Below are 26,629 nucleotides of genomic sequence, written 5' to 3'. Positions count from 1 at the left end.
AGATCCCTCATAAACGAAACTCGCCGTCAAAATGCTTCATCTCCAGCGCGATATTCATCTGCTCGTTACGCCGGATCACCCGCTCCAGCAGCAGGCCCACCAACATGGCCAGGGAGCGGAAGCTGGTAGAAAGGTTGCGGTAGCCAAAGCGCAGGGACTGCGCCTGATGGATGGCCTGAGCCTCCTCGATCAGGATGAAGATGAAGCGGTAGGTGAGCATCAGATGCTCGATCAGCACCTTGGGCAGGTGACAGGCCTGCAGCAGCCGGATGAGCTGGTTAAAGGGGGTGGTCAGCAGCAGCAGGTAGGTGGCGGTCAGGGCCGCCAATGAGCGGCACAAGGTGGCCAGCGCCACCTGCACCCCGATCGGATCCACCCCGATGGCGCTATGCCCCAGCGGCAGGGACAGCCAGAGCCGGGCGGGCTCCCCGCTGACGGTGACCACTATGCCCAGCAGCCCCATCAGCAGGAATACCAGGGGGATCAGCAACCAGCGCAGGTATCGCAGCAGTCCGATCCTCAGCAGATGGCAGGTGAGCAGCGCCACCCCGACGCACTCCAGCAGCTGAACCTCCATCTTGGACACCAGGGCTATGTACAGCAGCAAGGCCACGATCAGGCACTTGTGGCCCGGGTCAACCTGGCACCAGCGACTTTGATAGGCCAGCTTATCGATGATCAGCATGGCGCTTGTCTTGTTCGGCTTGGGCGGCTTTCTTGCCGCGGAAGAAGCCCAGGATGTAGAAGATCACCGCTGTCCCCAGGCACCCCTGCAGGGTAAACAGCAGGCTCTCCACCTCACCGCTGGCCGGCTCGAACAAGGGGCTGAACCAGGGCTGATAATCCGGGGCCAACTGGCTGATGGCCACCTCCGCCTGCCCGTCCGAGCCTTCATAGCGGCCCCCGTTGGGGAGCAGGAAGGGTACTATCACCAGGGCGATCAGCAGGGCCCACAAGATCAGGGTCTTTGACATGAGAGTCGTCCTCCTGCGGTGATGAGTTGTCGCTTGGTGAGCTGGTCGTAGATGAGCACGGTGAGCAGGCCTTCGGCGGCGGCAATCGGCAGCTGGGTGACACAGAAGATGCCCAGGAACTTGACCACAGAACCCATGACCCCGCCCTGGGGATCCGGAAAGGCCAGCCCCAGCTGGAGGGAGGTCACCCCGTAGGTCACCAGATCCGCCACGAAGGCGCAGGCGAACACCGCCAGATCCCGGCGCCAGCCCAGCCGATTGGCCGCAAGCCAGACGCAATAGCCCACCATGGGACCGACCACCGCCATGGACATGCCGTTGGCCCCCAGGGTAGTCAGGCCGCCGTGGGCCAACAGCAGCGCCTGGAACAGCAGAGCTATGCCCCCCAGTACCGGCACGATGAGAAAGCCAAACAGTATGATGGCCAGACCCACTCCGGTGGGATGAGAACAGCTACCGGTCACCGATGGCAGCTTCAAGGCCGACAGCACGAAGATGAAGGCACCACACAGGGCCAGCAGCACCTTCTGATTGCTGTCCTGGCTCACGATCTGCTTGAGTCGCCTAACCCCCAGCACCACAAACGGTATAAACAGGATCCACCAGCTCAAGGCCCACACGGGGGGCAAGAAGCCCTCCATGATGTGCATCGACCAGGCCGGAGCCGGTAACAGGCTGAGCGCCAGCACGAAGCCGGTGAGCCCGGGCCACAGATTGCCGCCTCGTTTCATGCAACCTCCTCGACTGGCGCGGCCAGCCACTGTTTGTTGACCAGGATGGTGGAGAAGTAAGGCAGCGACAGCTCGCCGTCCACCTCATGCAGCTGTCTGAAACACTGCTCGGTGGGCAAGGAGGCCTCCGCCATCAGCAAGGCGTGGGGCAAGAGCCCCAACCGGCCCAGCAGATCCCGCACCCGGCCGAACCGGCCGTATACCTTCATCAGCACCACGCACTCGTGCTGCCGCAGGGCCTGCTCCAGCGCCGCTTCTGAGGCGGTGCAGGAGACGATGGCCAGACTCTGTTGCTCCATGGCCAGGGGGAATTGCGCCCGGGCCGAGATGCAGGCAAAGGAGGTCACCCCGGGTATCACCTCCATGGGGATGCGGCCTTGCAGGCGCTCCAGCAAGAACACCCAGGTGCTGAACAGCATGGCGTCCCCCAGGGTGACGAAGCCCACCTGCAAGCCGGACTCGACATCCTGGCGCAGCTCCTCGGCCACCTGATCCCACAGCGTCTCTTTCTCGTCGCCGTGGGTACTCATGGGGAAATGCCGCTCGCGGATCTCCACCTGCGCCCCCAGGTACTCCCGCACGATGGACAGGGCCAGGCTGTCACCGCCGCGCTTGCCCGCCGGGGCGTAGAGCACGTCCAGCCGCGCCAGCAGGCGGGCCGCCCGCACCGTGATGAGATCGCTGCTGCCCGGGCCCGTGCCGATGGCGTAAAGACATCCCTTCATCAGGCAGCCTCCTCGGTAGTGCGGCGCTCCACGGCCTGCAGGTGATCCAAAAACAGCTGCTGGATGAGCGGGTTCTCCCCCAGCCCCTGCAGCCAGGGTTGGGCCTCGATGCCGACCCGAGCCAGCTGTCCCTTCCAGGAGTCTTCACCATCGGCGGCCATGTCGTTGATGGCGTGATCCCCGGCCACCAGCATCAGGGGCATGAGGTGCACCTTGCGCACCTGCTGTTGCTGCAGCCGGGTCAGCAGGGTGCTTATCTCGGGATAGCTCTCCACCGCCCCCACCATCACCGGCAGGCCCTTGGTCATCAGCATGTGATCCAGGCAGGCGTAGGCAGCAAAGGCATGGTGGGTGGCGCCATGGCCCATGAAGATCACCCGCTCGTCCGCCGCCAAGCGTGGACACTGGGCCAGCATGGCCTCGATCAGGCGCTCGAAGTCCTGGTGATCGCTGAGCAGAGGCAACCCCAGGCTGAGGTTGACGAAGCGCGGGGCGAAGGCCTGCACTTGCCCGGCGACCTTCTCGTATTCATCGCCGTTGATGATGTGCAGGGACTGCACCAGCACGTCCTGGTAACCGGCCTCGGCCAATCGGATCAGCGCCTGGCGCGGATTGTCGATCTGCAGCCCGTCCCGGCGTGCCAACTTGGCGATGATCATCTCGGAGGTGAAGGCGCTGAACAGATCCCGATCCGGGAAGGCTTCTGCCAGGCGCTGTTCGCAGGCGCGGATGTTCTTCTGGCAGGTCTCGGCGTAGCTGGTGCCAAAACTGATGACGAGCAAGGCTTTCTTCATGATGTCCACTCCTGAGCTCCCAGGCCCGATAAATAGGCGGTCAGATCCGTGGTGGATGCCACGACCTCACCGTAATCACTCTGTTCGCAGGACTCGGGCCGCCGGATCACCAGACACGGGATCCCCAGCTCGATGCAGGGCTCGACTTTTTCGAGATACCCTCCCTCGGCCCCCGACTCCTTGGTAATGACCGCATCGCAGCCGCAGAACCGGTACAGAGCCCGGTTCATCTCGGCGCTGAAGGGCCCCTTCATGGCGAAGATCTGCGCCACCCCCAACCCCAGCGCGGCACACTGTTCCAACACCTCGGCGGTGGGCAGTACCCGCACCAGGAGGGTCTTTTCCGGCAACTGGGCCTGATAGTGCGCCAGCTCCTTGCTGCCGGTGGTCAGCAGGACTCGCGGACCCAGGGTGCGAACCTTCTCGCAGGCCTCCTCCAGGCTGTTCACCACATGGATCAGGGGATGGCGGATGGACTCCAACTCGCTGGGCCGGCTGTAGCGCACCAGGGGGATGGCCAGCTGGCGACAGGCCAGCCGGATGTTGTGGCGCAGCGCGCTGGCATAGGGATGGGCGGCATCGATGACACAGCGCACCCCGCGGCCGGCGAGCCAGCGCTCCATGGCCGGGGCATCCATGCGCCCCACCTGGATATCCCCCACTAGGCTGCTGGCCATGGCCTCGCCGGTGGCGGTGGCCACCGACAGGCTGTAAGGCAGCCCGGCCTGCTCCAGTCCCTGGCAGATCTGCCGGGCATCCTGGGTGCCACCGAACACATGGATGGCCGCCTGGCTCATACCTGATAACCCCGCGGGGTGATCATGCGGCCCTGGCTGACGTAGGTGGAGGCGTTGCCGACGATGACCAGGCTGGTCATGTCCACCGGTTCAAAATCCATGGCACCGAGGCTGGTGATCCAGGTTTCCTGTTTCTTGCGGCTGGCGGACTTGACCACCCCCACAGGAGTGTCGGAACACTTGAAGGGCGCCATCAGCTCGAAGGCCCGGGCCAGATGTTCGGCGCGACCACGGCTGCGGGGGTTGTAGAAACAGATGACAAAGTCCGCCTGGGCGGCGGCGATGATGCGCTTTTCAATCACGGCCCAGGGGGTGAGCAGATCACTCAGGCTGATATGGCAGAAGTCGTGCATCAGGGGCGCGCCCAGCAAGGAAGCGGCGGCGATGCTGGCGGTCATGCCCGGGATCAGGCGCACCTCCAGATCCAGCCCCTGCTTGCTCACCAGCTCCAGAATGAGACCGGCCATGCCGTAGACCCCGGCGTCACCGCTGCTGATCAGCGCCACCTTGCGACCGGTGAGGGCCAGATCGATGGCCGCCTGGCAGCGCTCGATCTCCTTGCACATGCCGGTCTTGACCACTTCCTTGTCACCTGTGAGGGCCTTGACCAGATGGGTGTAGGTCTTGTAGCCGACGATGACCTCGGCGTCCTCGATGGCCTCTTTGGCCTCATGGGTCATGGTGGCCAGGGCGCCCGGCCCGATCCCAATCACATACAGCATCAGTGTGTTACTCCCAAGGTGATGGTGACGCCCTGCTCCTTCAAGGTGTCACCCACCAGGTGACCCTTGCTCATCAGCCAGGCCACCGGCTGGGACACGACGCCCACCCCCGTGGTCTGCCGGACGAATTCCGAGGCAGGGAAAAGATGTTCGTGTTGTTGCAGTTCGCTGACGCTGTAGACGTTGAAGGGCACCCGGCAGCAGGCGGACAGGTGATGCAGCGCCGGTTCATCGGCCTTGAGGCTGATGCTGCCGATGGCCTTGAGCGCCAGGGGATCCAGCTCGTACTTAGCCAGCTGCTGCTGCAACAGGCCGATGAGCAGCTGAAAAGAAGTGGCCCGGCGACAGCCGATGCCCACCACCACCCGGCGGGGCACCAGCTTGTACACCGGCAGCGGCAGGACGGGCAGCCGATGGCGCAGGCTGACGCACACCAGGGCCGCCAGCCCGTCCGGCAGCCGATCCAGGCTGTCCACCGGCACGAAGCCGCGGGTATCGCACTGCGCCACCGGCCAGACAGCACCAGGCTCCGGCAGCGAGCCATGATCCCAGAACAGGCCGACCGGCTGGCCGCTGACCAGCATCTGGTTCACCTGCTTGACGCCGCTGCGCATCTCCAGCATGTCGGCATCCAGCTGCACCGCCAGCATGTCCAGGGCCGCCAGGGCGTTGACGTCCGTGGCCGTGGTGATCACGGGGTCCGCCTTGAGCACCCCGGCCAGATAACGGGTCAGGGCGTTGGCCCCCCCCACGTGACCGGACAGCAGGCTGATCACGTGCTGACCCCGCTCGTCGATCACCACCACCGCCGGGTCCAGGGTCTTGTCCTTGAGCAAGGGGGCTATGACCCGCACCGTGAGTCCGGTGGCGCCGATGACGATCAGGGCGGAAAACTCGCCAAACGCCTGGGCCACCGTCTGGGCGAAGGTGCCGTTGAAGGGGACAAAGCCCGGCACCAGCAGCTTCTGGCTGCAGTAACAGGTCAGCGGCAGGTAGGTCTGCAGCTGTTGCGCCAGCGCCACCCCGCCGGGGGTGAGGCAGAAGACGGCGATGGACTCAGGCTTGACGATATTCATGGCTAAACCCCGCGTCATAGAGCTTGGAGTAGTGGTACTCGTCCCCTAGGAAGGCGCCCACCAGGATGAGCGCCGTCTTGCGGATCCCCGCCGAGGTGACCTGTCCGGCGATGGTCGCCAGGGTGCCGCGCACCACCTGACAATCCGGCCAGGTGGCCTTGTAGACCACCGCCACCTGGGTGTCCGCCGGATAGCCACCGTCCCGTAACCGGGCCACCACCTCGCCGATCTCCTGCACCGACAGGAAGATGGCCATGGAGGTCTGGTGAGCGGCAAAGGCTTCAAGCGATTCCTTTTCCGGGGTGGGAGTCCGGCCGGACATGCGGGTGATCACCAGGCTCTGAGAGATCTCGGGCACCGTGTACTCCACCCCCAGCTCGGCGGCGGCCCCCAGGAAAGAGCTGACCCCGGCCACGGCGCGAAACCCAATCCCCAGCTTGGCCAGCTCTTCACCCTGCTCGCGGATGGAGCCGTACAAGGAGAGATCCCCGGTCTGCAGCCGCACCACCAGCTGGCCGGCACTCACGCCGGTGACCATCAGATCGATGATCTGCCCCAGATCCAGGCGGGCGCTGTCATGGCAGCGGGCGCCGGCCTTGCAGTAATCCAGCAGGGCCGGGTTGATCAGGGAGCCAGCGTAGATCACCACGTCCGCCTGACTCAGCAGCCGATGACCCTTGAGGGTCAGCAGCTCGGGATCACCGGGGCCGGCACCGACGAAATAGACCAAAGACGGATCAAACGGGCTGGACATGGGCAACCTCCTTGGTAGCCGGTGCAATGCAGGAAAGCAGAAACACGGGATTGTTGGGTTTAAAGAAAAAACCGCTGCCCAGGGTCTGCAGCTGGGAGACTTGCAGCTGACTGCAGGACAGCTCCGCCACCCCCAGACCGCGCAGGTGTGCCAGGGCCGAGGTGAGGTTGTCCAGCAGGATGAAACTCATCACCAGGCGACCGCCCGGGGCCAGCAGGGCCAGGGCCCAGTCGATGATGGCGGTGAGCCGGCCACCGCTGCCGCCGATGAAGACGGCATCGGGCCGACTATCCAGCGCACAGGGCGCCGTTCCCGCCAGGATCTGCAGCCGATCGCTGCAGCCCAGCCGCTCGGCGTTGTCCCGGATCAGGCTCAGCGCCTCGGGATTCTTCTCCAGGGCCACCACCTTGAGCTCCGGGTGCCGCAATGCCGCCTCGATGGCCACGCTGCCGGTGCCCGCCCCCACATCCAGCAACAGGTGTGCATCGGCCAGATCCAGCCGATCCAGGGCCAGCAGCCGCACCTCTTCCTTGGTCATGGGCACCTTGGCACCCCGGGTGAATACGTCATCTCTCATTTGAGTACTACCACCACATTCATGTCATAGGTTGGCGCCACCTGTTCGGGCAGCAGCAGGTGGATCCGCTCGTTGTCGTAGGAGAGGTTTTCCCCCACCACCAGGGTCCGTCTCAAGCCACGGGCCAGCAGCGCCTGGGCCACCTGATGGGGGCCGCACTGCTGGTCCGTCACCAGGGCCAGCTTGTCGTGCAAGAACCAGAAGTCGAAATCCGGCGTCTTGCCGTGACTGCTGGTGAGATAGATGTCGTTCATGTCCAACCCCAGGCGGGAGAAGAGGTACTGGATGGCGCTGATCCCCGGCACCATGCGGCAGCTGCCTTCAGGTAGGGATTCGCCGATGCGCTTGCCGATGCCGAACAACATGGGATCGCCGGAGGCCAGCACCACCACCTGCTTATGCATCACGGACGACAGCCAGGCGATGAAGGCCGGCAGCTCGGCGTTGAGGGTGACCTTCTGGCCGCCGAACTCGGGAAAGCCCGCCAGGGCCCGTGGCCAGCCGGCCAGGATCTCGGCCTGGTCGATGAGCCCTTGGGCCGCCTGGGTCAGATATTGGCGATCCCCGGGGCCGATACCGATGACGTTGATCATGCGAGATCCTCCGCGATGGCGGCCAGGGGGCGGTTGGCCCCCAGCGGCTGGTTATCCAGGGAGAAGAGCACCACGTCGCAGGCCAGGGGCTGGCGGGCATAGCGCAGCATCTGCGCCACCTGCTGGGCCACCTTGACGGCGAGCCGGTCGTACACGGCATCGAACCCGTGCTCGGCGATGAGGCTCATGGCCGCCTCCGTGGTGGTGCATTCGTAGATGCGGCGCAGCAGTACGTGGGGGGCACCCATCAAGGCCAGATGGGTCACCAGGGTTTCCAGCCGACCGTCCGCCACATGGCTGTGGGTGTGGAAGATCCCCGCCGCCACCTTGATAAGCTTGCCCAGGTGACCGGCCAGCAGCACCCGCTCAAACTGCAGACGCTGGGCCTCCTGCAGCATGTAGCCGACGAAGTTGCTCATGGTGACCACCTGATGGTGGTGGCCCGGCAGGTGATCCCGCACAAAGCGCTCGCCGTGGTTGCCCGGCACCAGGATCACCTGACGCAGCCCCTCGGTGCGCTTCTGCTCCAGTTCGATGGCCAGGGAACGCTTCCAGCTCTCCTCGGACATGGGGGTGACGATGCCGGTGGTGCCTATGATGGAGATGCCACCCAGGATCCCCAGCCGGTCGTTATAGGTCTGCTTGGCCCGCTCGACGCCTTCGGGGGCGAAGATCAGCACATCGGCACCCCGTTGCGGACCGATCACCTCCCGCACCGCCGCCTCTATGGTCTGTCTGGGGGTCTTGTTGATGGCCGCCAGCCCCAGATCAAGGCCGATGCCCGCCCGGGTCACCCGGCCGACCCCCTCGCCACCCTCGATACAGATCTGCTGATCGGCGCGCCAGCAGACCCGGGCGTGGATCAGCATGCCGTGGGTGGCATCCACATCATCGCCGCCGTCCTTGCGAATGGCCGCCATGGCGGCATCTCCCTCGATGAGGGGGGATTCCACTACCAGGCGCAGCGCCACCCCGGCGGGGGTCTGGATGCTCACCTGATGCTGGATCTGCTGGGTCAGCAGCATGGTGGCCGCCACCTTGGCCGCCGCCGTGGCGCAGGAGCCCGTGGTGTAGCCCTTACGATAGGCCTTGCCGCGATGCCAGACGGCGGTGTCCTGCAGGCTGTCCATCATTGGCTCTCCAGGTCGTACAGGATGGCGTTGATGATAGCGGCCGCCACGTTGCTGCCGCCCTTGCGACCCTTGGCGGCGATGTGGGGCAAGGGGCTCGCCATCAGCGCCGCCTTGGACTCTGCCGCCCCCACAAAGCCCACCGGCACCCCCACCACGGGACAGGTCAGCTCGGGCGCCCCCTGACAGATCTCCAGCAGACGGAACAAGGCGGTGGGGGCGTTGCCGAAGACAAACAGCCGCGGGCCGGGCTGCTGCATGGCCAGATCTACCGCCGCCATGGAGCGGGTGATGCCCTGGGCCTTGGCCAGCGCCGCCACCTGGGGATCCGCCACGAAGCAGTGGATGCGGCAACCCAGCTGGGCCAGTCGGGTCTTGTTGATGCCCGACAGGGCCATGTTGGTGTCGGTGAAGATCTGGCAGCCCTGGCGCAGTGCCTGGCGGATCTGCTCGCAGCCGTCGGCGGAGAAGTGCAGGATCTCCAGCCAGTCGAAGTCCGCCGTGGTATGGATGGCCCGCTTGATGATCTTCTCCTGCAGGGGATCGGCGAAGCGGTGGTCCGGGAACTCCCGGGCCAGGATGCCCCCTATGATGGCGAAGCTCTCGGCCTCTATCTGCTGGGGTTGGGTGATGTATTCCATGACGACTCCTCAGGCCAGGACCTGGTGAACGAGACAAAACAGCCCCAGCGCCAGGCACGACGCCAGATACATGAGGCGGATGGTGCGGGGGATGTCCTCGCACTCGATCTCCCGCCGGGGATCACCCAGCCAGGGTTTTTCTACCCGTTCACCAAAATAGACATTGGGTCCCCCCAGGCGAACGCCCAGGGCGCCGGCCACCGCCGCCTCGGACCAGGCGCAGTTGGGACTCTTGTGGGCATAGCGATCCCGCCAGCCGATGCACAGGGCCGCCCGGGCATCCTGGCGCAACAAGGCGGCAGCCAGGGTGAACAGCAGCCAACTCAGCCGGGCGGGCAACAGATTGGCCAGATCGTCGAGCTTGGCGGAGACAAACCCCAGGGCGGCGAAGCGCTCGTTGCGATAGCCCACCATGGAGTCCAGGGTGTTGACCGCCTTGTAGGCCATGGCCAGAGGCACACCGCCGACAAACAGCCAGAACAGCGGGGCTATCACCCCATCCACAGTGTTCTCGGCCACCGTCTCCACGGTGGCGCGGGTGATCTGCGGCGGCTGCAGAGCAGAGGTGTCCCGGCCGACGATCCAGGAGAGGCGCTCGCGACTCAGGGCCAGATCCTCGGCGTGCAGCGCCTGATACACCGCCATGGCAGCGTCCCGCAGGCAGCGGGTGGCCAGCAGTGTGTAAGCCAGCCACAGCTGCACCGCCCAGCCAAGCCAGGGGTGGATGGCCTGACACAGGGCGATCAGGGCCCAGCTCAGGGCGAAGGTGCTGCCCACCACCAGCAGCCACAACAGGCCGCCCCCCAGATACAGGGGGGTTTGTGACGGGCACAAGGCGCGGATGAGCCGCTCCAGACGGCTGATCAGCCAGCCTATCCAGCGCACCGGATGGGGCCAGTGAGGCGGATCCCCCAACCAGAGATCCAGCACGAAGGCCAGGGCGAAGATAAGCGGACTCATGCCTGGGCCCTCCCCCGGGCAAACCAGTGCAGCAGCATCTGGGGCGCCTGCCAGAAGTGCAGGTGCAGGTAGCTGGCCAGGGTGTTACCCAGCTGATAGCCCCCCCGCCAATCCGGCAACGCGCGGCTGCCGTGCTTGCTGAAGGCGAACACAGGCGGCAGCTCGGTGACAAAGTCGGAATAGTGGAATTCGTGGCCGCGCAGACGCTCGCCGCAGGCCGCCAGGCTGGTGTCCTGCATGGCCTCGGCCTGACAGTAACCAAAGCGGGTCAGCCGCTGGCCCATGCTGCTCGTCCCTGGCAGCACCCCCACCATGGGCCAGTGCTGGCCCTGCTGATCGATGAGCTGCTCGCCCAGATACATGAGGCCGCCGCATTCGGCGTAGATGGCCACCCCGGCGTGGTGCGCCGCCAAAATGGCCTGACGCATGCTGTAGTTGCCCGCCAGACGCTCACCGTGCAGCTCAGGATAGCCGCCCCCCAGATAGAGCAGATCGCACTGGGGCAACGTTTGGTCGTGCAAGGGGCTGAAGCGCACCAGACGCACGCCGCAGGCTTCGAGCAGATCCAGGTTATCCGGGTAGTAGAAGTTGAAGGCCTCATCCTCGGCCAGAGCCAGGGTCAGTCCCTCGCCCGCCCCGCGCAGCGCCGCCGGCAGGACAGGTTGCACGGCCTCGATGTCCGGTGAAAGACGACACAGGGCCAGCAGGGCATCCAGATCCACGTGTTCGGTGATGGCATCGGCCAGGGCATCCCATTGCGGCGCGGCGGCCAGCTCGTCCTGCGCCGTGACGAGGCCGAGGTGGCGCTCCGGCAGCCGGATGGATTCCAGCAGCGGCAGGCGCCCCAGCACGGGGATGCCGGTGTGCTGCTCGATGGCCGCTTTGAGCAGGGCGTAATGGCTGGGAGAATTGACGCGGTTTAACAGCACGCCGGCCACCTTGATGCCGGGCACCAGGTTGGCAAAGCCCTGAACTGTGGCAGCCGCCGAGGTGGAGACCGCCTTGCCGTCCACCGTCAGGATCACGGGGCAATCCAGCAGGCGCGCCATGCCGGCGGTGCTGCAGGCCAAGGGATCCGTGCCCAGGCCGTCGAACAGGCCCATGACCCCTTCGATCAACGCCACATCGGCCTTGGCAGCTTGCCGCCAGAAGAGTGCCCTCAAGCTGTCTTCCGGCAGCATAAAGGCGTCGAGGTTGCGGGAGGTCACCCCACTCACCCGACTGTGCCAGCCGGTGTCGATATAATCTGGCCCCACCTTGAACGGCTGCACCCTGAGGCCACGGCGGGACAGGGCGCGCAACAGGCCCAGAGTGAGGGTCGTCTTGCCGCTACCGCTGTGTGTCCCGCCAATCACAAATCCATGCATCATTGCCCGCCAACCCAATAAAAAACCCGACGCTTCGGTCGGGTCAGGGGATCGGGCACCAGGCCCCACGGCCAAACGCCGTGTGCATCACGCAGACCCCTTCCCACCGAAGGAGTAAAATCGCCTGCACACGAGTCGGTCTTCTGGCTTAGCGTCATCCCTTCCCGTCCCTTCCCGAACCCGGGGTTCAGTGGCTTGACGGTATGGTCGGCATCACAGCAGCGGGGGCTGCGGAGGATTTACACCTCCTTCCCTGACGGCATGGCCGTCACTCATCTGCAAATTTGGTTAACTGTTATCCGTTAATGAAATCCTGTCAGAACAACCAGATAGGCCTTGTAGTCTATCGATGGAGAGAGTCTATACCCTATTGCAGATCAAAAAAATGTCGCATCCAGTCCAGGGCATAACAAAAAAACGGTCTTCTTATATTAATATTTTGCCCTGTCATTTATTTAAAACGCTTATTTCTCGTGGGTTTTAAGCCGGCGAAGTTGTCATTTGAAATATGATTTTATTGCCCTCCGCCATATGGTCGTTTTGCTATCAGCAACACACTTTGCCTCGCACACTTCACCGGTTCAGACCAGTCAGTCGGGGCTATTGCTCCTGACTTAACATCTCCCGGTACATTTGTGGCGTGACCTGATAGGTCTGCCGAAAAATCTTGCAAAAATAACTGGTCTGGGAGAAGCCAAGATTCTTGGCAATACTGGCGATGGACCAATCGCTGTTTTGCAGCATCTGCTTGGCATTGATCATCCGCTGGCGGGTGACATAGGCATTAAAGCCGATGCCCAGCTGCTTCTTGAACAGCTTGCTGAAGTAATAGGGACTCAGGTAGACATGGGCTGCCACCTCCTCCAGCCGCAGCTCCTCGGAGAAATGACTGTCGATGTAACGCAGCGCCTTCTTGATCTTGGGATCATAGATGGGACTGGACATGGCCCGGTTGGCTTCGCCCGCCTCGTTACTCTCATTAATTACTATAAAATTCAGATGCTTCTTGATGCAGTTATCCACCACCAGCTTGAGCAGTTCGGCTGAGGCCATGATCTTGGTGTAATCCACCACAGGGATGCTCTCGTATTCACGGAGCAGTTCCCCATCCTGGCGCCAACGCTCATCGATCTTCTGGATATGGTCCAGATGCTCCTCGCTGACGAGACGCACCTGACCGCACAGGACGAAGCCAACCAGGTTGCCGGAGATGAGGAGCGGTATGGAGAAATCAGTCAGCCCGGCATGACAGCGATATATGCAAGGTCGGTTCTCTTTTGACGCCTCCAGCCCACCACAGCGATCGCTCATCTTGCATCGGGCATATAGCTCTGGATCTTCCCGTAATTTCTGGCAAAACTGAGTAAAGTTAAATCGTTCGGATATCTCCTCACCGTGGATATTAACCACCACGACTGCCAGGCTGGTGGCATTGGCAAAATCCAAGGCAATTTTATTAACAAGATCCGAGTCAAATGGATTGGCTGAAATCATGTTAAATGTCCCATTTGGTTAAATATCGAGTAGGCTTGCAATAACTGACTGATTGCAAACTATTGTTTATCGTGTTTTTTTGATAAGGTTTTCACGGCCGCAATCTGTATATCGGATAACGTTCCGCCAAACAGTGAGGTTGTCTACACTCTCGCAACAATTTCCCCAAGATGACAGCCTCGTCCATGCCGCCGGCCGGTTGCGCCCCTGCCGCACGACCTGCGCGATACGCTCACACGCGTCAGTGAACAAACTCATTGGGCAACAAAAACGGGCAAAGGTTTCCCTTTGCCCGTTTTGTGTTGCCCAATTGCACTTAGGCAGTGGCGGTTTCCTTCCCATAGAAGGCCGCCTCGTACAGCGCCTGCACATCCGCCACCGTGGGTTGACCCGGGTTGGTCCAGGTGCAGGGATCGGCATGGGCATTCTGGCTCATGCGCCCCAGCACGGCGGCAAAATGCGACTCCTCGAAAGGCACCTCCTGGCACAGGTGGAAGCTGTGGGGAATGTTCAACTGACGGTTCAGCATCTCCACCGCCTCTGCCAGATCCGGGATCTCCAGCTGCTTCTCCACCAGGGCGTACTTGTCGCTGAACCGACGGTTGAAGCGGATGATGTAGGGCAGCAGGATGGCGTTGGCCAGGCCGTGGGTGACCCCGAACTCTCCGCCTATCTTGTGGGCCAGGGAGTGCACCAGCCCCAAGGAGGCGTTGGTGAAGGCCATGCCCGCCAGGGCCGAGGCGTTGTGCATGTTGAGGCGGGCGGTGGCGTTATTGGGCTCCCGATAGGCCAGCTCCAGGTTTTCCAGCACCAGGCGGATGGCCTCGATGGCATAGGGATCGGTAAAGGAGGTGGCGGCGGTACTGGCCACCGCCTCCAGAGCGTGGGCCAGCACGTCCATGCCGGTGTTGGCGGTGATGTGGGGCGGCATGGTCTGTGGCAGCGCCGGATCCAGGATGGCGATGTCCGGCACCATGTCCGCCGCGACGATGGGGTACTTGATGTGGTTGTCGGTATCCGTGATCACGGAAAACGCCGTGATCTCCGAGGCGGTGCCGCTGGTGGATGGAATGGCTACGAAGCGCGCCTTGTTGCGCAGCGGCGGCATGGAGCCCGGCGTCAGTATGTCCTCAAACTTGAGGTCGGGATGCTCGTAGAAGCACCACATCACCTTGGCGGCATCCAGTGCCGAACCACCCCCGATGGCGACGATCCACTCGGGCTCGAACGCCTGCATCGCCTTGGCGCCGCGCCAGACGGTGGCCACCGACGGGTTGGGCTCCACCCCATCCACGATCAGGGTCTGCATGCCGGCCTGCTGCAACAGCGCCTCGGCCTGCGCCAGAAAACCGAAACGCTTCATGGAGCTGCCGCCGGTGACCAGCACCGCCTTGCGGCCTTTGAGGGTACTCAGGTGGTTGAGGGCCTCGGGCCCGGAGATGATGTTGCGGGGCACAGAGAAGTGCATAAGCGCCATGGTGACTCCTTGCAGTAAGAAGGTGGGATGGGATGCCCAAGGGCAAAAACTGGCCCCACCATAGCCAAATGCCTCCAACGTCTGCGTGCGCCAGTTAACACAACCATGCTTTAAGTGTGGTCTTTGCCTCAGACTGTGGTGGCGACCGCCATCGCCGCGGGTAAACCCGGGATAGTGGCCGAAAAAAAGCCCGGTCGCAGGGCGACCGGGCTTGGGCAGCGGGTTAAAGATGGGCTTAGCGCGTCACATCGAAACGATCCGCGTCCATCACCTTGCACCAGGCCTTGACGAAGTCCTGGACGAACTTCTGTTTGGCATCGTCCTGGGCATACAGCTCGGCATAGGCCCGCAGCACAGAGTTAGAACCAAACACCAGATCCACCCGGGTGGCGGTCCACTTCACCGCACCGGTGGCACGATCGCAGAGCTGATAGAGGTTCTCTCCGGCGGGCTGCCAGCGATAGGCCATGTCGGTCAGGTTGACGAAGAAGTCATTGGACAGCACCCCGACCCGGTCGGTGAAGACCCCGTGGGCCGCGCCACCGTGGTTGGTGCCCAGCACCCGCATGCCGCCGATGAGCACCGTCATCTCGGGGGCGGTCAAGCCCAAGAGCTGGCTGCGATCCAGCAGCATCTCTTCGGGGGTCACCGCATAGGCCTGCTTCTGCCAGTTGCGGAAGCCATCATGCAGCGGCTCCAGCACGGCGAAGGAGTCCACGTCGGTCTGGGCCTGACTGGCATCGCCCCGGCCCGGCGTGAAGGGCACCATCACCTCGACGCCGGCGGCCTTGGCGGCCTGCTCCACGGCGGCGCAGCCCCCCAGCACGATGAGATCCGCCAGGCTGACCGGTACCGCCAGCTGGGCCTGGATGCCGGACAGCACCTCCAGCACCTTGCCAAGCCGTGCCGGCTCGTTACCCACCCAGTCTTTTTGCGGGGCGAGGCGAATGCGCGCGCCGTTGGCGCCACCGCGGAAGTCCGAACCACGGAAGGTCCGCGCACTGTCCCAGGCGGTGGCCACCAGCTCACCCACCGACAGGCCGGAGGCCAGGATCTTGCCCTTGATGGCGGCGATCTGAGCCGCATCCAGCTGAGCATTGCCAGCGGGGATCGGGTCCTGCCAGATCAGATCTTCGGCCGGCACTTCCGGGCCCAGGTAGCGGCTCTTGGGCCCCATGTCCCTGTGGGTCAGCTTGAACCAGGCCCGGGCGAAGGCCTCGGCGAAAGCTGCCGGATCCTGGTGGAAGCGCCGGGCTATGGGCTCGTAGATGGGATCGAAGCGCAAGGAGAGATCCGCCGTGGTCATCATGGGCGGGTACTTCTTGGCCGGATCATGGGCATCGGGGATCAGGTGCTCGGGCTTCACATCCACCGGCGTCCACTGATGGGCCCCCGACGGGCTCTTGGTCAGCTGCCACTCGTAACCGAACAGCATGTCGAAGTAGCCGTTGTCCCACTGGGTGGGATTGGGTTTCCAGGCCCCCTCGATGCCGCTGGAGGTGGTGTGCACGCCGAGGCCGGACCCCAGGCGGTTATGCCAGCCCAGCCCCTGCTCCTCGATGCCGGCGGCTTCCGGCTCCGCCCCCACCAGAGTGGGATCGCCGGCACCGTGGGCCTTGCCGAAGGTGTGGCCGCCGGCCACCAGGGCCACGGTTTCCTCGTCGTTCATCGCCATGCGGGCAAAGGTCTCCCGCACATCCCGACCAGAGGCCACCGGATCCGGATTGCCATCCGGCCCCTCGGGGTTCACATAGATGAGGCCCATCTGCACCGCCGCCAGCGGGTTCTCCAACTGGCGCTCACCCGAGTAACGGCTGCCGGGCTTGTCGCTGGTGGCCAGCCACTCGCGCTCCGAGCCCCAGTAGATGTCCTTCTCCGGATGCCAGATATCCTCGCGGCCCCCGGCAAAGCCGAAGGTCTTGAAGCCCATGGACTCCAGCGCCACGTTGCCCGCCAGTATCATGAGATCCGCCCAGGAGAGCTGGTTGCCATACTTTTTCTTGATGGGCCACAGCAGACGGCGCGCCTTGTCCAGGTTGACGTTGTCCGGCCAGCTGTTGAGGGGGGCGAAACGCTGGCTGCCGGTGCCGCCACCGCCGCGGCCATCGGCGGTTCTATAGGTGCCGGCACTGTGCCAGGCCATACGGATCATCAGGCCGCCGTAGTGACCCCAGTCCGCCGGCCACCAGGCCTGGCTATCTGTCATCAGTTGTTGCAGGTCGGCCTTGACCGCTGCCAGATCCAGCTTGGCGAAGGCCTCGGCATAGTTGAAGGTCTCCCCCAGGGGGTCTGTCTTGCGGTCGTGCTGGTGCAATATGTCCAGGTTCAGGGCCTTGGGCCACCAATCATGGTTGCTGGTGCTGGTGCCGGTCTGGGTCAGGGCACCGTGCATGAAGGGACATTTGCCGGCGGGGCGCTTCTCGGGGCTACTCATTGACTCGTCTCCTAGGGTGACAGTTATAAACTTCACTGCGGACAGGTGGATCGTCGTCAGTCGAACCACACATGAACCATAGTGTTTTCCCTATAGTTGGCAACTTGATGAACTTTTGCTACTCGATTAAAAAGATTCCAGCAATCGGAAATTTCTATGTCGAGTCGCGCCCCCAGCCGCTACGCCAGCCGGCGACGGGGCCAAGGGAAACACAGCGAACAGCGTTAGCGCAGATGAGAGCGAAAAAATGCGTCAGCCATCACTCTTTACGATCCAGATGATCCGCTCGGGCGGCCAGACCGGGGTGGACAGAGCCGCCCTGGACTTTGCCCTGCACCAGGGAATTGACCATTGCGGCTGGTGCCCCAAGGGGCGCCTGGCCGCAGACGGCCCCCTGCCCGCCCGCTACCGGCTGCAGGAAACCGACTCCGCCGGTTATCGCCAACGCACCCAGGCCAACGTGCGCGACAGCGACGCCACCCTGATCCTTAACCTGGGCGCACTGACCGGCGGCAGCCGACTCACCCAGGAATTCATCCGCAAACTGGGCAAACCGGGCTTTATCTGGCAGTTGGAGGCCCCCTTTGCCCCCCAGCAGACCGCCTTCCACACCTGGCTCAGCCAGCATTCGATCCAGGAACTCAATGTCGCCGGACCCAGCGAAGGTCGCTGCCCCGGCATCTACCACGCCAGCCTGGCCCTGCTGGCGCGCCTGTGGGAGGGCGCCGGATAAAACCGGTCTGCCACAGACGCACCGTGATTGTCGTCTGGCGAGGAGTACCGTACTCTACGGCCAGATTATCAATCAGTTAAGAAGGGCTCTCGGCCCCGCCAGCCATGTCCATCACCTATTACGATCAGCATGCCGACGCCTTTGTCGCCGCCACCATAGCGGTGGACATGTCATCCCTGTATGACCTTTTTTTGCCGTACCTGGCCCCGGGTGCCCGCATTCTGGATGCCGGTTGTGGTTCCGGTCGGGACAGCGCCCACTTCCTGAGTCTGGGCTTCGCGGTGCATGCCTTCGATGCCAGCGCAGAGATGGTGAGCCGGGCCAGGGCCCTGACCGGCCTGTCGGTGCGCTGCTGCCGCTTCGAGCAATACCAAACGGACCAACCACTGGATGCCATCTGGGCCTGTGCCTCCCTGTTGCATGTGCCGGCGGGCGATCTGCCGGCCATCCTGACCCATCTGGCGAGCCTGCTTAAAGAGGACGGTATCTTCTATTGCTCCTTCAAATACGGGACGGGACAGGTGGAACGGGACGGGCGCCGCTTCACCCAGCTGGATGAAACCGGCCTGGCCGGCCTGCTGGCCCCCCTGCCCTTCGCGAGCGAGCGCATCTGGCAGACGGCGGATCTGCGTCCCGGCCGGGAAGCCGAACGCTGGCTCAATGCCATCTTGAGGAAACGGACATGACCCTGGCCCTGTTCACCGGCGGCCAGAGTGCGGATCCGGGCTTTCAGCAGCCCTTGCTGCCCCAGCTAACAGCCGCCTTGGCCAGCTGCGGCGCCGGCAGTCGCATCGCCCTGTGTGTCTCCTTTATCCGGCAGAGCGGCCTGACGTTGCTGCGCCCTGATCTTTTGGCGGCGCTGGCACGCGGGGCCCAGCTGCGGGTCATCACCTCGGACTATCTGAATGTCACAGAACCGGTGGCCCTGCGGGATCTGCTCAAGTTTCCCCAGGCTCAGAGCCAGATCCTCATCTATCAGAGCCAGGGTGAGGCGGGTTTTCACCTCAAGTCCTATCTGTTTATTCAGGCGGCCGAGGCAGACGGACTGCAGGGCTGCGGCTTCGTGGGCTCAAGCAACATATCAAGGGATGCCCTGACCCGTTCCCTGGAGTGGAACTGGTGCCTGGACGTGACGCCCCAGTCGTCCCCGCAAGCCCGGGACAGCTTGCAGGCGCTGCATGCCCAGGTCGATGCCCTGGCCCGGGATCCCCGGGTCGTACCCCTCACCCACGCGTGGATAGATGAGTACATAGATCGCTATCAACAGACGAGTCTGGCCGCCGTGAGGGCCATCACCGGGGCGCAGGAGCAAGAAGATCCCTGCGAGGTGCCATCGCCCAATGCCGTGCAACTGGAAGCGCTGGCTGCCCTCAGGGATGCGCGGCAACGGGAGTGTCAACGCGGACTGGTGGTGATGGCCACCGGGCTGGGCAAGACCTGGCTGGCGGCCTTTGATGTGCGACAGATGCAGGCCGCCCGCCTGCTGTTTGTCGCCCATCGCGAGGAGATACTGCTCCAGGCCCAGCGCAGCTTCGCCACCCTGGCCCCACGCCAATCCAGCGGACTGTATACGGGCACGACGCAACAGCAGGCCGACTGGCTGTTCGCCTCAATCCAGACCCTGGGACAGGATCGGCAGTTGGAAAAATTCGCACCGGATTATTTTGACTACATAGTGGTGGACGAATTCCACCACGCCGCCTCTCCCACTTACCGGCGCCTGCTGGCCCATTTCAAGCCGCGCTTTCTGCTGGGGCTGACCGCCACGCCGGAGCGCACGGATCAGGCGGACATCCTGGCCCTGTGCGACAACAATCTTTTGTTCGAACGCCACCTGGCCGAAGCCATCGACCTCAAGTTGCTCGCGCCCCTGATCTACCACGGCATTTTCGACCATACCCTGGATTACCAAGCCCTGCCCTGGCGCAACGGCCAATTTGATCCCAAGGCGTTGGAGACGGCCTTCGCCTCGAAAAAGCGCGCCCAGCACGCCCTGGCCCAGTGGCAACGGCTGCACCAGAACCGCACCCTGGCGTTTTGCATCTCCACCCGGCATGCCGATTACATGGCCGACTTTTTCAACCAGGCCGGGATCCCCGCCCTGGCGGTCTACGCCGGCAGCCAGGCCGATCGCCACCAGGCGCTCGAACAGTTAGATGCAGGCGACATCCAGGTGCTGTTTTCGGTGGATCTGTTCAACGAAGGCACGGATCTGCCCGCCATCGACACCCTGCTGATGCTGCGGCCCACCGAGTCCAAGATCGTCTTCCTGCAGCAGTTGGGCCGCGGCCTGCGCCGCCACCCAGGCAAGCAGCAGCTGGTAGTCATCGATCTGGTGGGTAATCACAAAGCCTGTCTGTACAAGCCCTATCTGCTGCGCCAGCAGCTGCGGCGATCAGGTGGACCAGGGGGGAGTGAGCCGACCGCGCTGGCCGCCGGTTGCCATATCAATCTGGATCCCCAACTGCTGCCCCTGCTGGATCAGCTCAAGCGCGGCCAGCGGCTCAAGGTGGTGGACGAGTATCGACGGCTGCGGGATGAGCTGGGCTATCGTCCCTCTGCCCTGCAAGCCTATGAGGCCGGGCTGGACTTTCAAAAACTGCGGCAACAACACCAAAGCTGGTTTGGGCTGGTGCGCCAGCAAGGGGATCTCACCCCGGCGCAGCAGGCGGTACAGGAACAGTGCGGTGATTTCCTGCTGCAGGGGGTGGAGACCACCGCCCTCACCAAGTGCTTCAAGATGATCCTCATGCAGGCGTTGCTGGAGCTCGATGGACTGCATCAGCCTCCCAGCCTGACGGCCTTGTCCCTCCGCTCCCGTGAGGTACTGAACCGCTACCCGTTACTGGCCCAGCAGGATCTGCCGGATAGCCTCAGACAACTGCCCGCCGATCACCCAAGCTGGCTGCGCTACTGGCGGGACAACCCCATCACCTTCTCCACCGGCGGCAAGGCGGGCAGTCAATCGAGCTACTGGTTTCGCATCCAGGAGGAGCGCTTCGTCCCGGTCTTCGATCTGCCAAGCGAGGCTCTTGAGACGCTGCATGAGCTGATCCAGGAGTTGGTGGATCTGCGCCTGGCCGAATATTGCCGCCGCACCACCAAGCGCCAAACCGCCACCGAAGGCCCGATGCCCAGCCAACCGACGGTGATCCAGCTGCCGTTCTACCCCAACCTCAAGATCGCCTGCGGGCATTTCAAACAGGGTGACGACAGCCAGATGCAGTGGCTGAGCCATCCCGATCTGCCCGCCACCGTGGACCCGGCGCGTCATTTCCTGGCCCGGGCCAGCGGCCACTCCATGGAAGGCGGCAAACAGTCCATCGCGGATGGCGCCCTCCTGCTACTGGAGCGGATCACCCCCACCCAGGCCGGTTCCATCACGGGCAGCACACTGGCCATCGAGTTGGAGGATGATGCCGGCCAGCCGCAATACCTGTTGCGGGTGGTGCGCAAGATAGGCCCAGGCGAATATCGCCTCAAGGCCAACAACCCGGACTATCCGGAGATCCCGGCTACGGAACAGATGCGCCCCTTCGCCCGCTTGAAGGCGGTGCTGACGACGCCTGAGCCTGCTGATGAAGACGATGCCTAGGCGGTTTTGCTGGAAGACTCCGCGCTCAAGCGGCTCGACACCAGTCCGGTAGCCACCAGCACCAGGGCCATCCCCAGCAGCAACAGCCAGCCGGGTTGCCAGCGGCCGCTGACGGCGTGCAGCTGACCCAGCACCACGGGGCCCAGGGACGCCAGGCTGTAGCCGCAACCCTGCACCAGGGCATTGATGCGGCGGTTGTCGTCCAGATCCTGGGCATGGGTCATGATCAGCATGAAGATCACCACAAAGCAGCCCCCCTGGGCTATGCCCCCCAGCAGTGACCAGCCGGCCCAGTGGGTGGGGAACAGCAGCAGCCCCAGCAGTGCCAACACCCACATCAGCCCCATCAGCGCCAACAGCCAGGGCAGACGGACCCGATGGGCCAGCCAAGGCACGCCGAACGCCCCCAGCAAGGAGAGGATCTGAAAGGAGGCGGCCACCAGGCCGGCCCGGGTGGCGCTCATGTCGGCGGCCTGCATCAGGTAGCTGGGTAGCCAGGCGGTGAGGGCGTAATAGAGAAACAGGTGGATGACGAAGGCCAGGGCCAGCAGCCAGACCAGGGGGCGCCGCAGCCAGCCACTCTCCCGCGCCGACTGTGCCACCGATTGGCTCGGCACCGGCCGGTCGGCATCATGGCGGCCCACCCACCACCAGAGTGCCCAGGCCAGCAAGGGTAGCCAGACCCAGGCCAGCAGAGCCCCCTGCCAGCCCCACCACAGCGCCATGGGTGCGGTCAGCGAGCTTGTCAGCATGGTGCCCAGGTTGATGGCGGTGGTGTAGAGACCGGTCACCCCGTGCCGGCGGGCCATGAAGTCCCGGGCGATCACCATCAGGCTGACGATGTTGCCCACCGCCAGGGCGGCGCCGATGAGCAAGGTGCCCGCCAGCAGGCCCGGCACGCCGGCGAAGGGACGGATCATCAGCCCCAGGGCTGCCCCGCCCAGGGTCAGGTAGATGCTGCGCTGGATCCCCAGCCACCCTATGACCCAGGCGGCCAGGGGGGTGAGCAGACCAAAGCAGAGCACAGGTATGCTGGTGAGCAGGCCGCACAGGGCGGGGCCCAGCGCCAGATCGGCGCGCATGGACTCCAGCACCGGCGGCACCGCCGTCAGGGGACTACGCAGATTCATGGCCAGCAGCACCAAGGCCAGCAACAGCCACAGGGAGGAAACACGGGAAACCGATGCGTCACCGACCTAGGGTGACGCTGCAGCAACATCCTGCATGGGGGACCGCCTACAGACTCGAATAAACCGAAGCGAACCTGGGGACTCTATACCTCACCACCGCCCATCACAAGGGACGCCCGCCCCTGGGCCAGCCGTCGATGCACGGCGCGCGTGCGTTCTGGCTGGACTGCGCCGGCCGTGGGCAATAAAAAACCCGGCCGAGGCCGGGTTCAATCATGGTGCGGAAGGTGGGACTTGAACCCACACGCCTAGGGCGCCAGAACCTAAATCTGGTGCGTCTACCAATTTCGCCACTTCCGCAAAAGGGGCTGGTTGCCGTTGACGACGGCGACCTTAAATGGTGGGGTGGCTGATGGGGTTCGAACCCACGACAACAGGAATCACAATCCTGGACTCTACCAACTGAGCTACAGCCACCGCTGGGGTTGTTGCTTTGCCAACCGTTGCCGGTCTGCCGTGCAGCGCCTGTCCATTCTGCGGTGCTTTGCCACCGAAAAATGGCGCGCCCTGCAGGATTCGAACCTGCGACCCACGGCTTAGAAGGCCGTTGCTCTATCCGACTGAGCTAAGGGCGCACGTCTGAGTGCGTGGTCGGTGATGTAGGATTCGAACCTACGACCCTCTGGTCCCAAACCAGATGCGCTACCGGGCTGCGCTAATCACCGACGTACTCACCAACACTGGCCGCTTGAGGATAGCAGGCTCGCCTCCTCATGCAACGGGCACGCATCATACCCAAGCGCCCTCGCCAGCGTCAACGAAATTTCCCCCCTGTGCATTCAACTGGTTACTTCTACGACGCCGCCCCTGACGAGGTGCCGAGAGAATCCTTTTTAACCAGAGAAACGGCCCCTCAGGGCACAATGCTGGTCAGTTAAGTCGCGGATACGGATAAATGGGCACCAGCGGCAAGCCATCCCCCAGCTAACCTCCCCCTTGGCAAGGGGTGAGGAACGATTTCCCCTGCCCTTATTTAGGGGAAGGTGCGGGTGGGGTTGGCTTTTGCCACAAAAACCATGTCATTGACGCAGTGAAGGCGCCAACGCCGCCTTCACTGCGGAACATTGCCGTCAGGGGCATGACTGAGGGCAGGCAAATGCGGGCTAGCCTGCGCGCTCCAGCATGGCGTGCAGCAACACGTTGGCGCCGGCGGTGACCTGCTCGGGCAGGGTCTCCTCGATCTCGTTGTGGCTGATGCCGTCCTTGCAGGGGATGAAGATCATGCCGGTGGGCGCCAGCATGGACATGTAGACGGCGTCGTGGCCGGCACCTGAGACAATATCCATGTGGCTGTAGCCCAGGGTCTGGGCCGCCCGGCGCACCGCGTCCTTGCAGTCGGGATGGAAGGGCGCCGCCGGGTAATGGGACACCTCCTTGATGGCGATACCCAGGCCCGTCTCGGCCGCCACCTGTTTGGTGTAGGCGTGGAGCGCGGCGTCCATCTCATCCACCAGCTCATCCGTCATGTTGCGAAAATCGATGGAGAAGGTCACCTGACCGGGGATAACGTTGCGGCTGTTGGGGAACACCTGCACCATGCCGACGGTGCCGCGGCCATGGGGGCCGAAGCGGTTGGCGATGGCCACCACCTCCTGCATCACCCGGGCAGCCACCTGCATGGCATCCTGGCGCATGGCCATGGGGGTGGGACCGGCATGGGCCTCCATGCCGGTGACCACGCAGTCATACCAGCGGATGCCCAGCACCGCCTGCACCACCCCTATGGTGATGTCCTGCTCCTCCAGGATGGGGCCCTGCTCGATGTGGGCCTCGAAGTAGCCGCCGATGGGATGATCCCCCGGCACCTGATCCCCCACGTAGCCAATGCGCTCAAGCTCCCCTTTTACCGTCTTGCCCTCGGTGTCGGTGGCGGCATAGGCGTGTTCCAGGCTGAAGATGTTGGCAAACACGCCGGAGCCCATCATCACGGGCACGAAGCGCGAGCCCTCCTCGTTGGTCCAGAACACCAGCTCCACCGGCGCTTCGGTCTCGATCTGATGGTCGTTCAGGGTACGGATCACCTCCAGCCCCGCCAGCACACCAAAGTTGCCGTCGAACTTGCCGCCGGTGGGCTGGGTGTCGATGTGGCTGCCGGTGACGATGGGCGGCAGGCTGTTGTCCCGCCCGGCCCGCCGCATAAACACATTGCCTATTTGGTCGATGGTGACCGACAGCCCTGCCGCCTTGGCCCAGCCGATCACCCGATCCCGGCCCTGCTTGTCCAGGTCCGTCAGGGTCAGGCGGCAGACGCCGCCCTTGGGGGTGGCGCCGATCTGGGCCAGATCCATCAGGGATTGCCACAGCCGCTCGCCATTGACGCGGATCTTGTCCAATGACAGGGTGGCCGGGCTCTCGATTATCTTGGTATCCATCATGCTGTTCTCTCCTTTGAGGCTGAACGTTAGCGTTCCACCGGGGTGGGCGCCTGCACCTGGGCGCGCAGGGCGCTGGCACTGAACTGGGGACCGAAGGCCGGTCGCTTGATGTAACGGCCTGCACCGGGCAGGGTGCGCAGATCGCCATCCACCCAGACCAGCTGGCCACGGCTGACGGTATGGCTGGCGATGCCCTTGACGGTGCGGCCTTCAAACACGTTGAAGTCGTTCTTCGAGTGATGTGTCTTGGCAGAGAGGGTCTTGCTGCCGGCGGGATCCCACACCACCAGATCCGCATCGGCGCCCACAGCGATCAGCCCTTTCTTGGGATAGAGGTTGAACAGCTTGGCGGTGTTGGCGGAGGTGATGGCGACAAACTCGCTGGGGGTGAGGCGGCCCGAGTTGACCCCGGCATCCCAGATCACCGCCATGCGCTCCTCCACCCCGCCGCAGCCGTTGGGGATCTTGGTGAAGTTGCCCTGGCCGGCGGCCTTTTGCGCGGCGCAAAAGGTGCAGTGATCGGTGGCGGTGGTGTGCAGCTGGCCCGATTGCAGGCCGCGCCACAGCGCATCCTGGTGGGGCTTGGCGCGAAACGGCGGGCTCATGACGTGGGCGGCAGCCACGTTGAAGTCCGGGTGGCGGTAGACGCTGTCGTCGATCACCAGGTGACCGGCCAGCACCTCGCCATAGACCCGCTGGCCCCGGGCCCGGGCCCGGGCGATGGCATCGGCGGACTCCTGACAGGAGACATGCACGATATAGATGGGCACCCCTAGCACATCGGCGATGGCGATGGCGCGGTTGGCCGCCTCCCCCTCCACCATGGGCGGCCGAGACAGCGGATGTCCCTCGGGGCCCGTGATGCCCATCTTCAGCACCTCCTGCTGCAGCAGGTAGACCAGCTCGCCGTTCTCGGCGTGGACCGTGGGCATGGCCCCCAGTTCCAGGGCCCGGCGGAAGCTGTTCACCAGGGTCTCGTCATCACACATGATGGCATTCTTGTAGGCCATGAAGTGCTTGAAGCTGTTGACCCCCTCCTGCTGCACCAGGGTCCCCATGTCGCGGTGCACCGACTCGTCCCACCAGGTGATGGCCACGTGAAAGCCGTAATCGGCGGCGGCACTCTCAGCCCAGCCGCGCCAGGTCTGATAGGCGTCCATCAACGGCTGCTGGGGATCCGGGATGACAAAGTCGATGATGCTGGTGGTGCCCCCCGCCAGGGCCGCGCTGGTGCCGGAGTAGAAATCATCTACCGTGGTGGTGCCCATGAAGGGGAAGTTCATGTGGGTGTGGGGGTCGATGCCGCCGGGCAGCACATACTGGCCGCCCGCCTCCACCACCTGGCAGCCCGCCGGCGCCTGGGCCGCCAGGTTCTCCCCCACGGCCGCAATCAGACCGTCCACACACAGGACATCGGCCCGCCGCTCACAATCGGCGTTGACGACGGTGCCGCCGCGGATCAAAACGCTTTGACTCATAGTGACTCTCCT

24 protein-coding genes, 4 tRNA genes and 1 riboswitch are annotated in these 26,629 nt (G+C 63.8%); of the genes, 3 read left to right on the top strand and 25 right to left on the bottom strand.

The genetic code is table 11. The annotated features are described in order from the left end of the window. Positions 1 to 7: 7 nt before the first annotated feature. The 18 genes from cbiQ to katG all read right to left on the bottom strand — a co-directional run bounded on the left by cbiQ (position 8) and on the right by katG (position 17,246). Complete coding sequence (cbiQ, locus tag ABHF91_RS07905; protein ID WP_409422910.1) at positions 8 to 685, bottom strand: cobalt ECF transporter T component CbiQ; 678 nt, start codon at positions 683 to 685, stop codon at positions 8 to 10. After that, positions 669 to 974 (bottom strand): energy-coupling factor ABC transporter substrate-binding protein, encoded by a 306-nt coding sequence (locus tag ABHF91_RS07900; protein ID WP_409422909.1) that lies wholly within the window; start codon positions 972 to 974, stop codon positions 669 to 671. The genes cbiQ and ABHF91_RS07900 overlap by 17 nt, the downstream gene beginning before the upstream one ends. Continuing rightward, positions 959 to 1,705 (bottom strand): energy-coupling factor ABC transporter permease, encoded by a 747-nt coding sequence (locus ABHF91_RS07895; protein WP_409422908.1) that lies wholly within the window; start codon positions 1,703 to 1,705, stop codon positions 959 to 961. Before ABHF91_RS07895 ends, ABHF91_RS07900 begins: the two co-directional genes overlap by 16 nt. Next, positions 1,702 to 2,430 carry a cobalt-factor II C(20)-methyltransferase gene (locus tag ABHF91_RS07890; protein WP_409422907.1) on the bottom strand — a complete coding sequence of 243 codons (729 nt, stop codon included), beginning with the start codon at positions 2,428 to 2,430 and terminating at the stop codon, positions 1,702 to 1,704. Before ABHF91_RS07890 ends, ABHF91_RS07895 begins: the two co-directional genes overlap by 4 nt. Continuing rightward, positions 2,430 to 3,224, bottom strand: coding sequence for a sirohydrochlorin cobaltochelatase (cbiK, locus tag ABHF91_RS07885; RefSeq protein ID WP_409422906.1), 795 nt, complete (start codon positions 3,222 to 3,224; stop codon positions 2,430 to 2,432). The genes ABHF91_RS07890 and cbiK overlap by 1 nt, the downstream gene beginning before the upstream one ends. Then, positions 3,221 to 4,021, bottom strand: a complete 801-nt coding sequence (locus tag ABHF91_RS07880) for a cobalt-precorrin-6A reductase (RefSeq protein ID WP_409422905.1) — start codon at positions 4,019 to 4,021, stop codon at positions 3,221 to 3,223. The genes cbiK and ABHF91_RS07880 overlap by 4 nt, the downstream gene beginning before the upstream one ends. After that, complete coding sequence (locus ABHF91_RS07875; RefSeq protein ID WP_409422904.1) at positions 4,018 to 4,743, bottom strand: precorrin-3B C(17)-methyltransferase; 726 nt, start codon at positions 4,741 to 4,743, stop codon at positions 4,018 to 4,020. Before ABHF91_RS07875 ends, ABHF91_RS07880 begins: the two co-directional genes overlap by 4 nt. Next, entirely contained in the window at positions 4,743 to 5,819 is a 1,077-nt protein-coding gene (gene cbiG / locus ABHF91_RS07870; RefSeq protein ID WP_409422903.1) for a cobalt-precorrin 5A hydrolase, read from the bottom strand. The genes ABHF91_RS07875 and cbiG overlap by 1 nt, the downstream gene beginning before the upstream one ends. Beyond that, a complete protein-coding gene (locus ABHF91_RS07865) occupies positions 5,800 to 6,573 on the bottom strand; it encodes a cobalt-precorrin-4 methyltransferase (protein WP_409422902.1) in 774 nt (257 codons plus the stop codon). Before ABHF91_RS07865 ends, cbiG begins: the two co-directional genes overlap by 20 nt. After that, positions 6,557 to 7,150, bottom strand: a complete 594-nt coding sequence (locus tag ABHF91_RS07860; RefSeq protein WP_409422901.1) for a decarboxylating cobalt-precorrin-6B (C(15))-methyltransferase — start codon at positions 7,148 to 7,150, stop codon at positions 6,557 to 6,559. The genes ABHF91_RS07865 and ABHF91_RS07860 overlap by 17 nt, the downstream gene beginning before the upstream one ends. Continuing rightward, entirely contained in the window at positions 7,147 to 7,743 is a 597-nt protein-coding gene (locus ABHF91_RS07855) for a cobalt-precorrin-7 (C(5))-methyltransferase (RefSeq protein WP_409422900.1), read from the bottom strand. The genes ABHF91_RS07860 and ABHF91_RS07855 overlap by 4 nt, the downstream gene beginning before the upstream one ends. Then, a complete protein-coding gene (cbiD, locus tag ABHF91_RS07850) occupies positions 7,740 to 8,876 on the bottom strand; it encodes a cobalt-precorrin-5B (C(1))-methyltransferase CbiD (RefSeq protein WP_409422899.1) in 1,137 nt (378 codons plus the stop codon). Before cbiD ends, ABHF91_RS07855 begins: the two co-directional genes overlap by 4 nt. Further along, positions 8,873 to 9,514: a cobalt-precorrin-8 methylmutase gene (locus ABHF91_RS07845; protein ID WP_409422898.1), complete on the bottom strand. Its 642-nt coding sequence runs from the start codon at positions 9,512 to 9,514 to the stop codon at positions 8,873 to 8,875. The genes cbiD and ABHF91_RS07845 overlap by 4 nt, the downstream gene beginning before the upstream one ends. A 9-nt stretch (positions 9,515 to 9,523) precedes the next feature. Beyond that, a complete protein-coding gene (cbiB, locus tag ABHF91_RS07840; RefSeq protein WP_409422897.1) occupies positions 9,524 to 10,474 on the bottom strand; it encodes an adenosylcobinamide-phosphate synthase CbiB in 951 nt (316 codons plus the stop codon). Then, positions 10,471 to 11,844, bottom strand: coding sequence for a cobyrinate a,c-diamide synthase (locus ABHF91_RS07835; RefSeq protein ID WP_409422896.1), 1,374 nt, complete (start codon positions 11,842 to 11,844; stop codon positions 10,471 to 10,473). Before ABHF91_RS07835 ends, cbiB begins: the two co-directional genes overlap by 4 nt. Before the next feature lie 112 nt (positions 11,845 to 11,956). Continuing rightward, positions 11,957 to 12,132: riboswitch (cobalamin riboswitch) on the bottom strand. A 309-nt stretch (positions 12,133 to 12,441) separates the two neighbouring features. Beyond that, positions 12,442 to 13,335, bottom strand: coding sequence for a transcriptional regulator PocR (gene pocR, locus ABHF91_RS07830; protein ID WP_409422895.1), 894 nt, complete (start codon positions 13,333 to 13,335; stop codon positions 12,442 to 12,444). Between the two features lie 316 nt (positions 13,336 to 13,651). Next, positions 13,652 to 14,812 (bottom strand): iron-containing alcohol dehydrogenase, encoded by a 1,161-nt coding sequence (locus ABHF91_RS07825; RefSeq protein WP_409422894.1) that lies wholly within the window; start codon positions 14,810 to 14,812, stop codon positions 13,652 to 13,654. Positions 14,813 to 15,047: 235 nt separating this feature from the next. Continuing rightward, positions 15,048 to 17,246, bottom strand: coding sequence for a catalase/peroxidase HPI (gene katG / locus ABHF91_RS07820; protein ID WP_409422893.1), 2,199 nt, complete (start codon positions 17,244 to 17,246; stop codon positions 15,048 to 15,050). Between the two features lie 247 nt (positions 17,247 to 17,493). Between katG and ABHF91_RS07815 the strand changes: the two genes are divergently transcribed. The 3 genes from ABHF91_RS07815 (at position 17,494) to ABHF91_RS07805 (ending at position 21,574) form a co-directional block, all read left to right on the top strand. Continuing rightward, positions 17,494 to 17,979: a putative molybdenum carrier protein gene (locus ABHF91_RS07815; protein WP_409422892.1), complete on the top strand. Its 486-nt coding sequence runs from the start codon at positions 17,494 to 17,496 to the stop codon at positions 17,977 to 17,979. 104 nt (positions 17,980 to 18,083) lie between these two features. Further along, positions 18,084 to 18,665: a class I SAM-dependent methyltransferase gene (locus ABHF91_RS07810; protein ID WP_409422891.1), complete on the top strand. Its 582-nt coding sequence runs from the start codon at positions 18,084 to 18,086 to the stop codon at positions 18,663 to 18,665. After that, a complete protein-coding gene (locus ABHF91_RS07805) occupies positions 18,662 to 21,574 on the top strand; it encodes a DEAD/DEAH box helicase family protein (RefSeq protein WP_409422890.1) in 2,913 nt (970 codons plus the stop codon). Before ABHF91_RS07810 ends, ABHF91_RS07805 begins: the two co-directional genes overlap by 4 nt. Here ABHF91_RS07805 and ABHF91_RS07800 read toward each other — a convergent pair. The 7 genes from ABHF91_RS07800 to hydA all read right to left on the bottom strand — a co-directional run bounded on the left by ABHF91_RS07800 (position 21,571) and on the right by hydA (position 26,617). Next, positions 21,571 to 22,716, bottom strand: a complete 1,146-nt coding sequence (locus ABHF91_RS07800) for a CynX/NimT family MFS transporter (RefSeq protein WP_409423095.1) — start codon at positions 22,714 to 22,716, stop codon at positions 21,571 to 21,573. The two genes, ABHF91_RS07805 and ABHF91_RS07800, sit on opposite strands and share 4 nt — an antisense overlap. Before the next feature lie 264 nt (positions 22,717 to 22,980). Beyond that, positions 22,981 to 23,064: transfer RNA gene (locus tag ABHF91_RS07795), tRNA-Leu, on the bottom strand. Between the two features lie 41 nt (positions 23,065 to 23,105). Further along, positions 23,106 to 23,181: transfer RNA gene (locus ABHF91_RS07790), tRNA-His, on the bottom strand. Between the two features lie 81 nt (positions 23,182 to 23,262). Beyond that, a tRNA-Arg gene (locus tag ABHF91_RS07785) sits at positions 23,263 to 23,339 on the bottom strand. A 13-nt stretch (positions 23,340 to 23,352) separates the two neighbouring features. Further along, positions 23,353 to 23,429: transfer RNA gene (locus tag ABHF91_RS07780), tRNA-Pro, on the bottom strand. Positions 23,430 to 23,867: 438 nt separating this feature from the next. Then, positions 23,868 to 25,139, bottom strand: coding sequence for a Zn-dependent hydrolase (locus ABHF91_RS07775; protein ID WP_409422889.1), 1,272 nt, complete (start codon positions 25,137 to 25,139; stop codon positions 23,868 to 23,870). 26 nt (positions 25,140 to 25,165) lie between these two features. Then, a complete protein-coding gene (gene hydA / locus ABHF91_RS07770; protein WP_409422888.1) occupies positions 25,166 to 26,617 on the bottom strand; it encodes a dihydropyrimidinase in 1,452 nt (483 codons plus the stop codon). Positions 26,618 to 26,629: the final 12 nt, after the last annotated feature.

It is taken from the genome of Pseudaeromonas aegiceratis, assembly GCF_046254905.1.
GTDB lineage: Bacteria > Pseudomonadota > Gammaproteobacteria > Enterobacterales > Aeromonadaceae > Pseudaeromonas > Pseudaeromonas aegiceratis.
The sequence above is the reverse complement of the archived record's forward strand: the minus strand, read 5'-3'. Positions and strand labels throughout refer to the sequence as shown.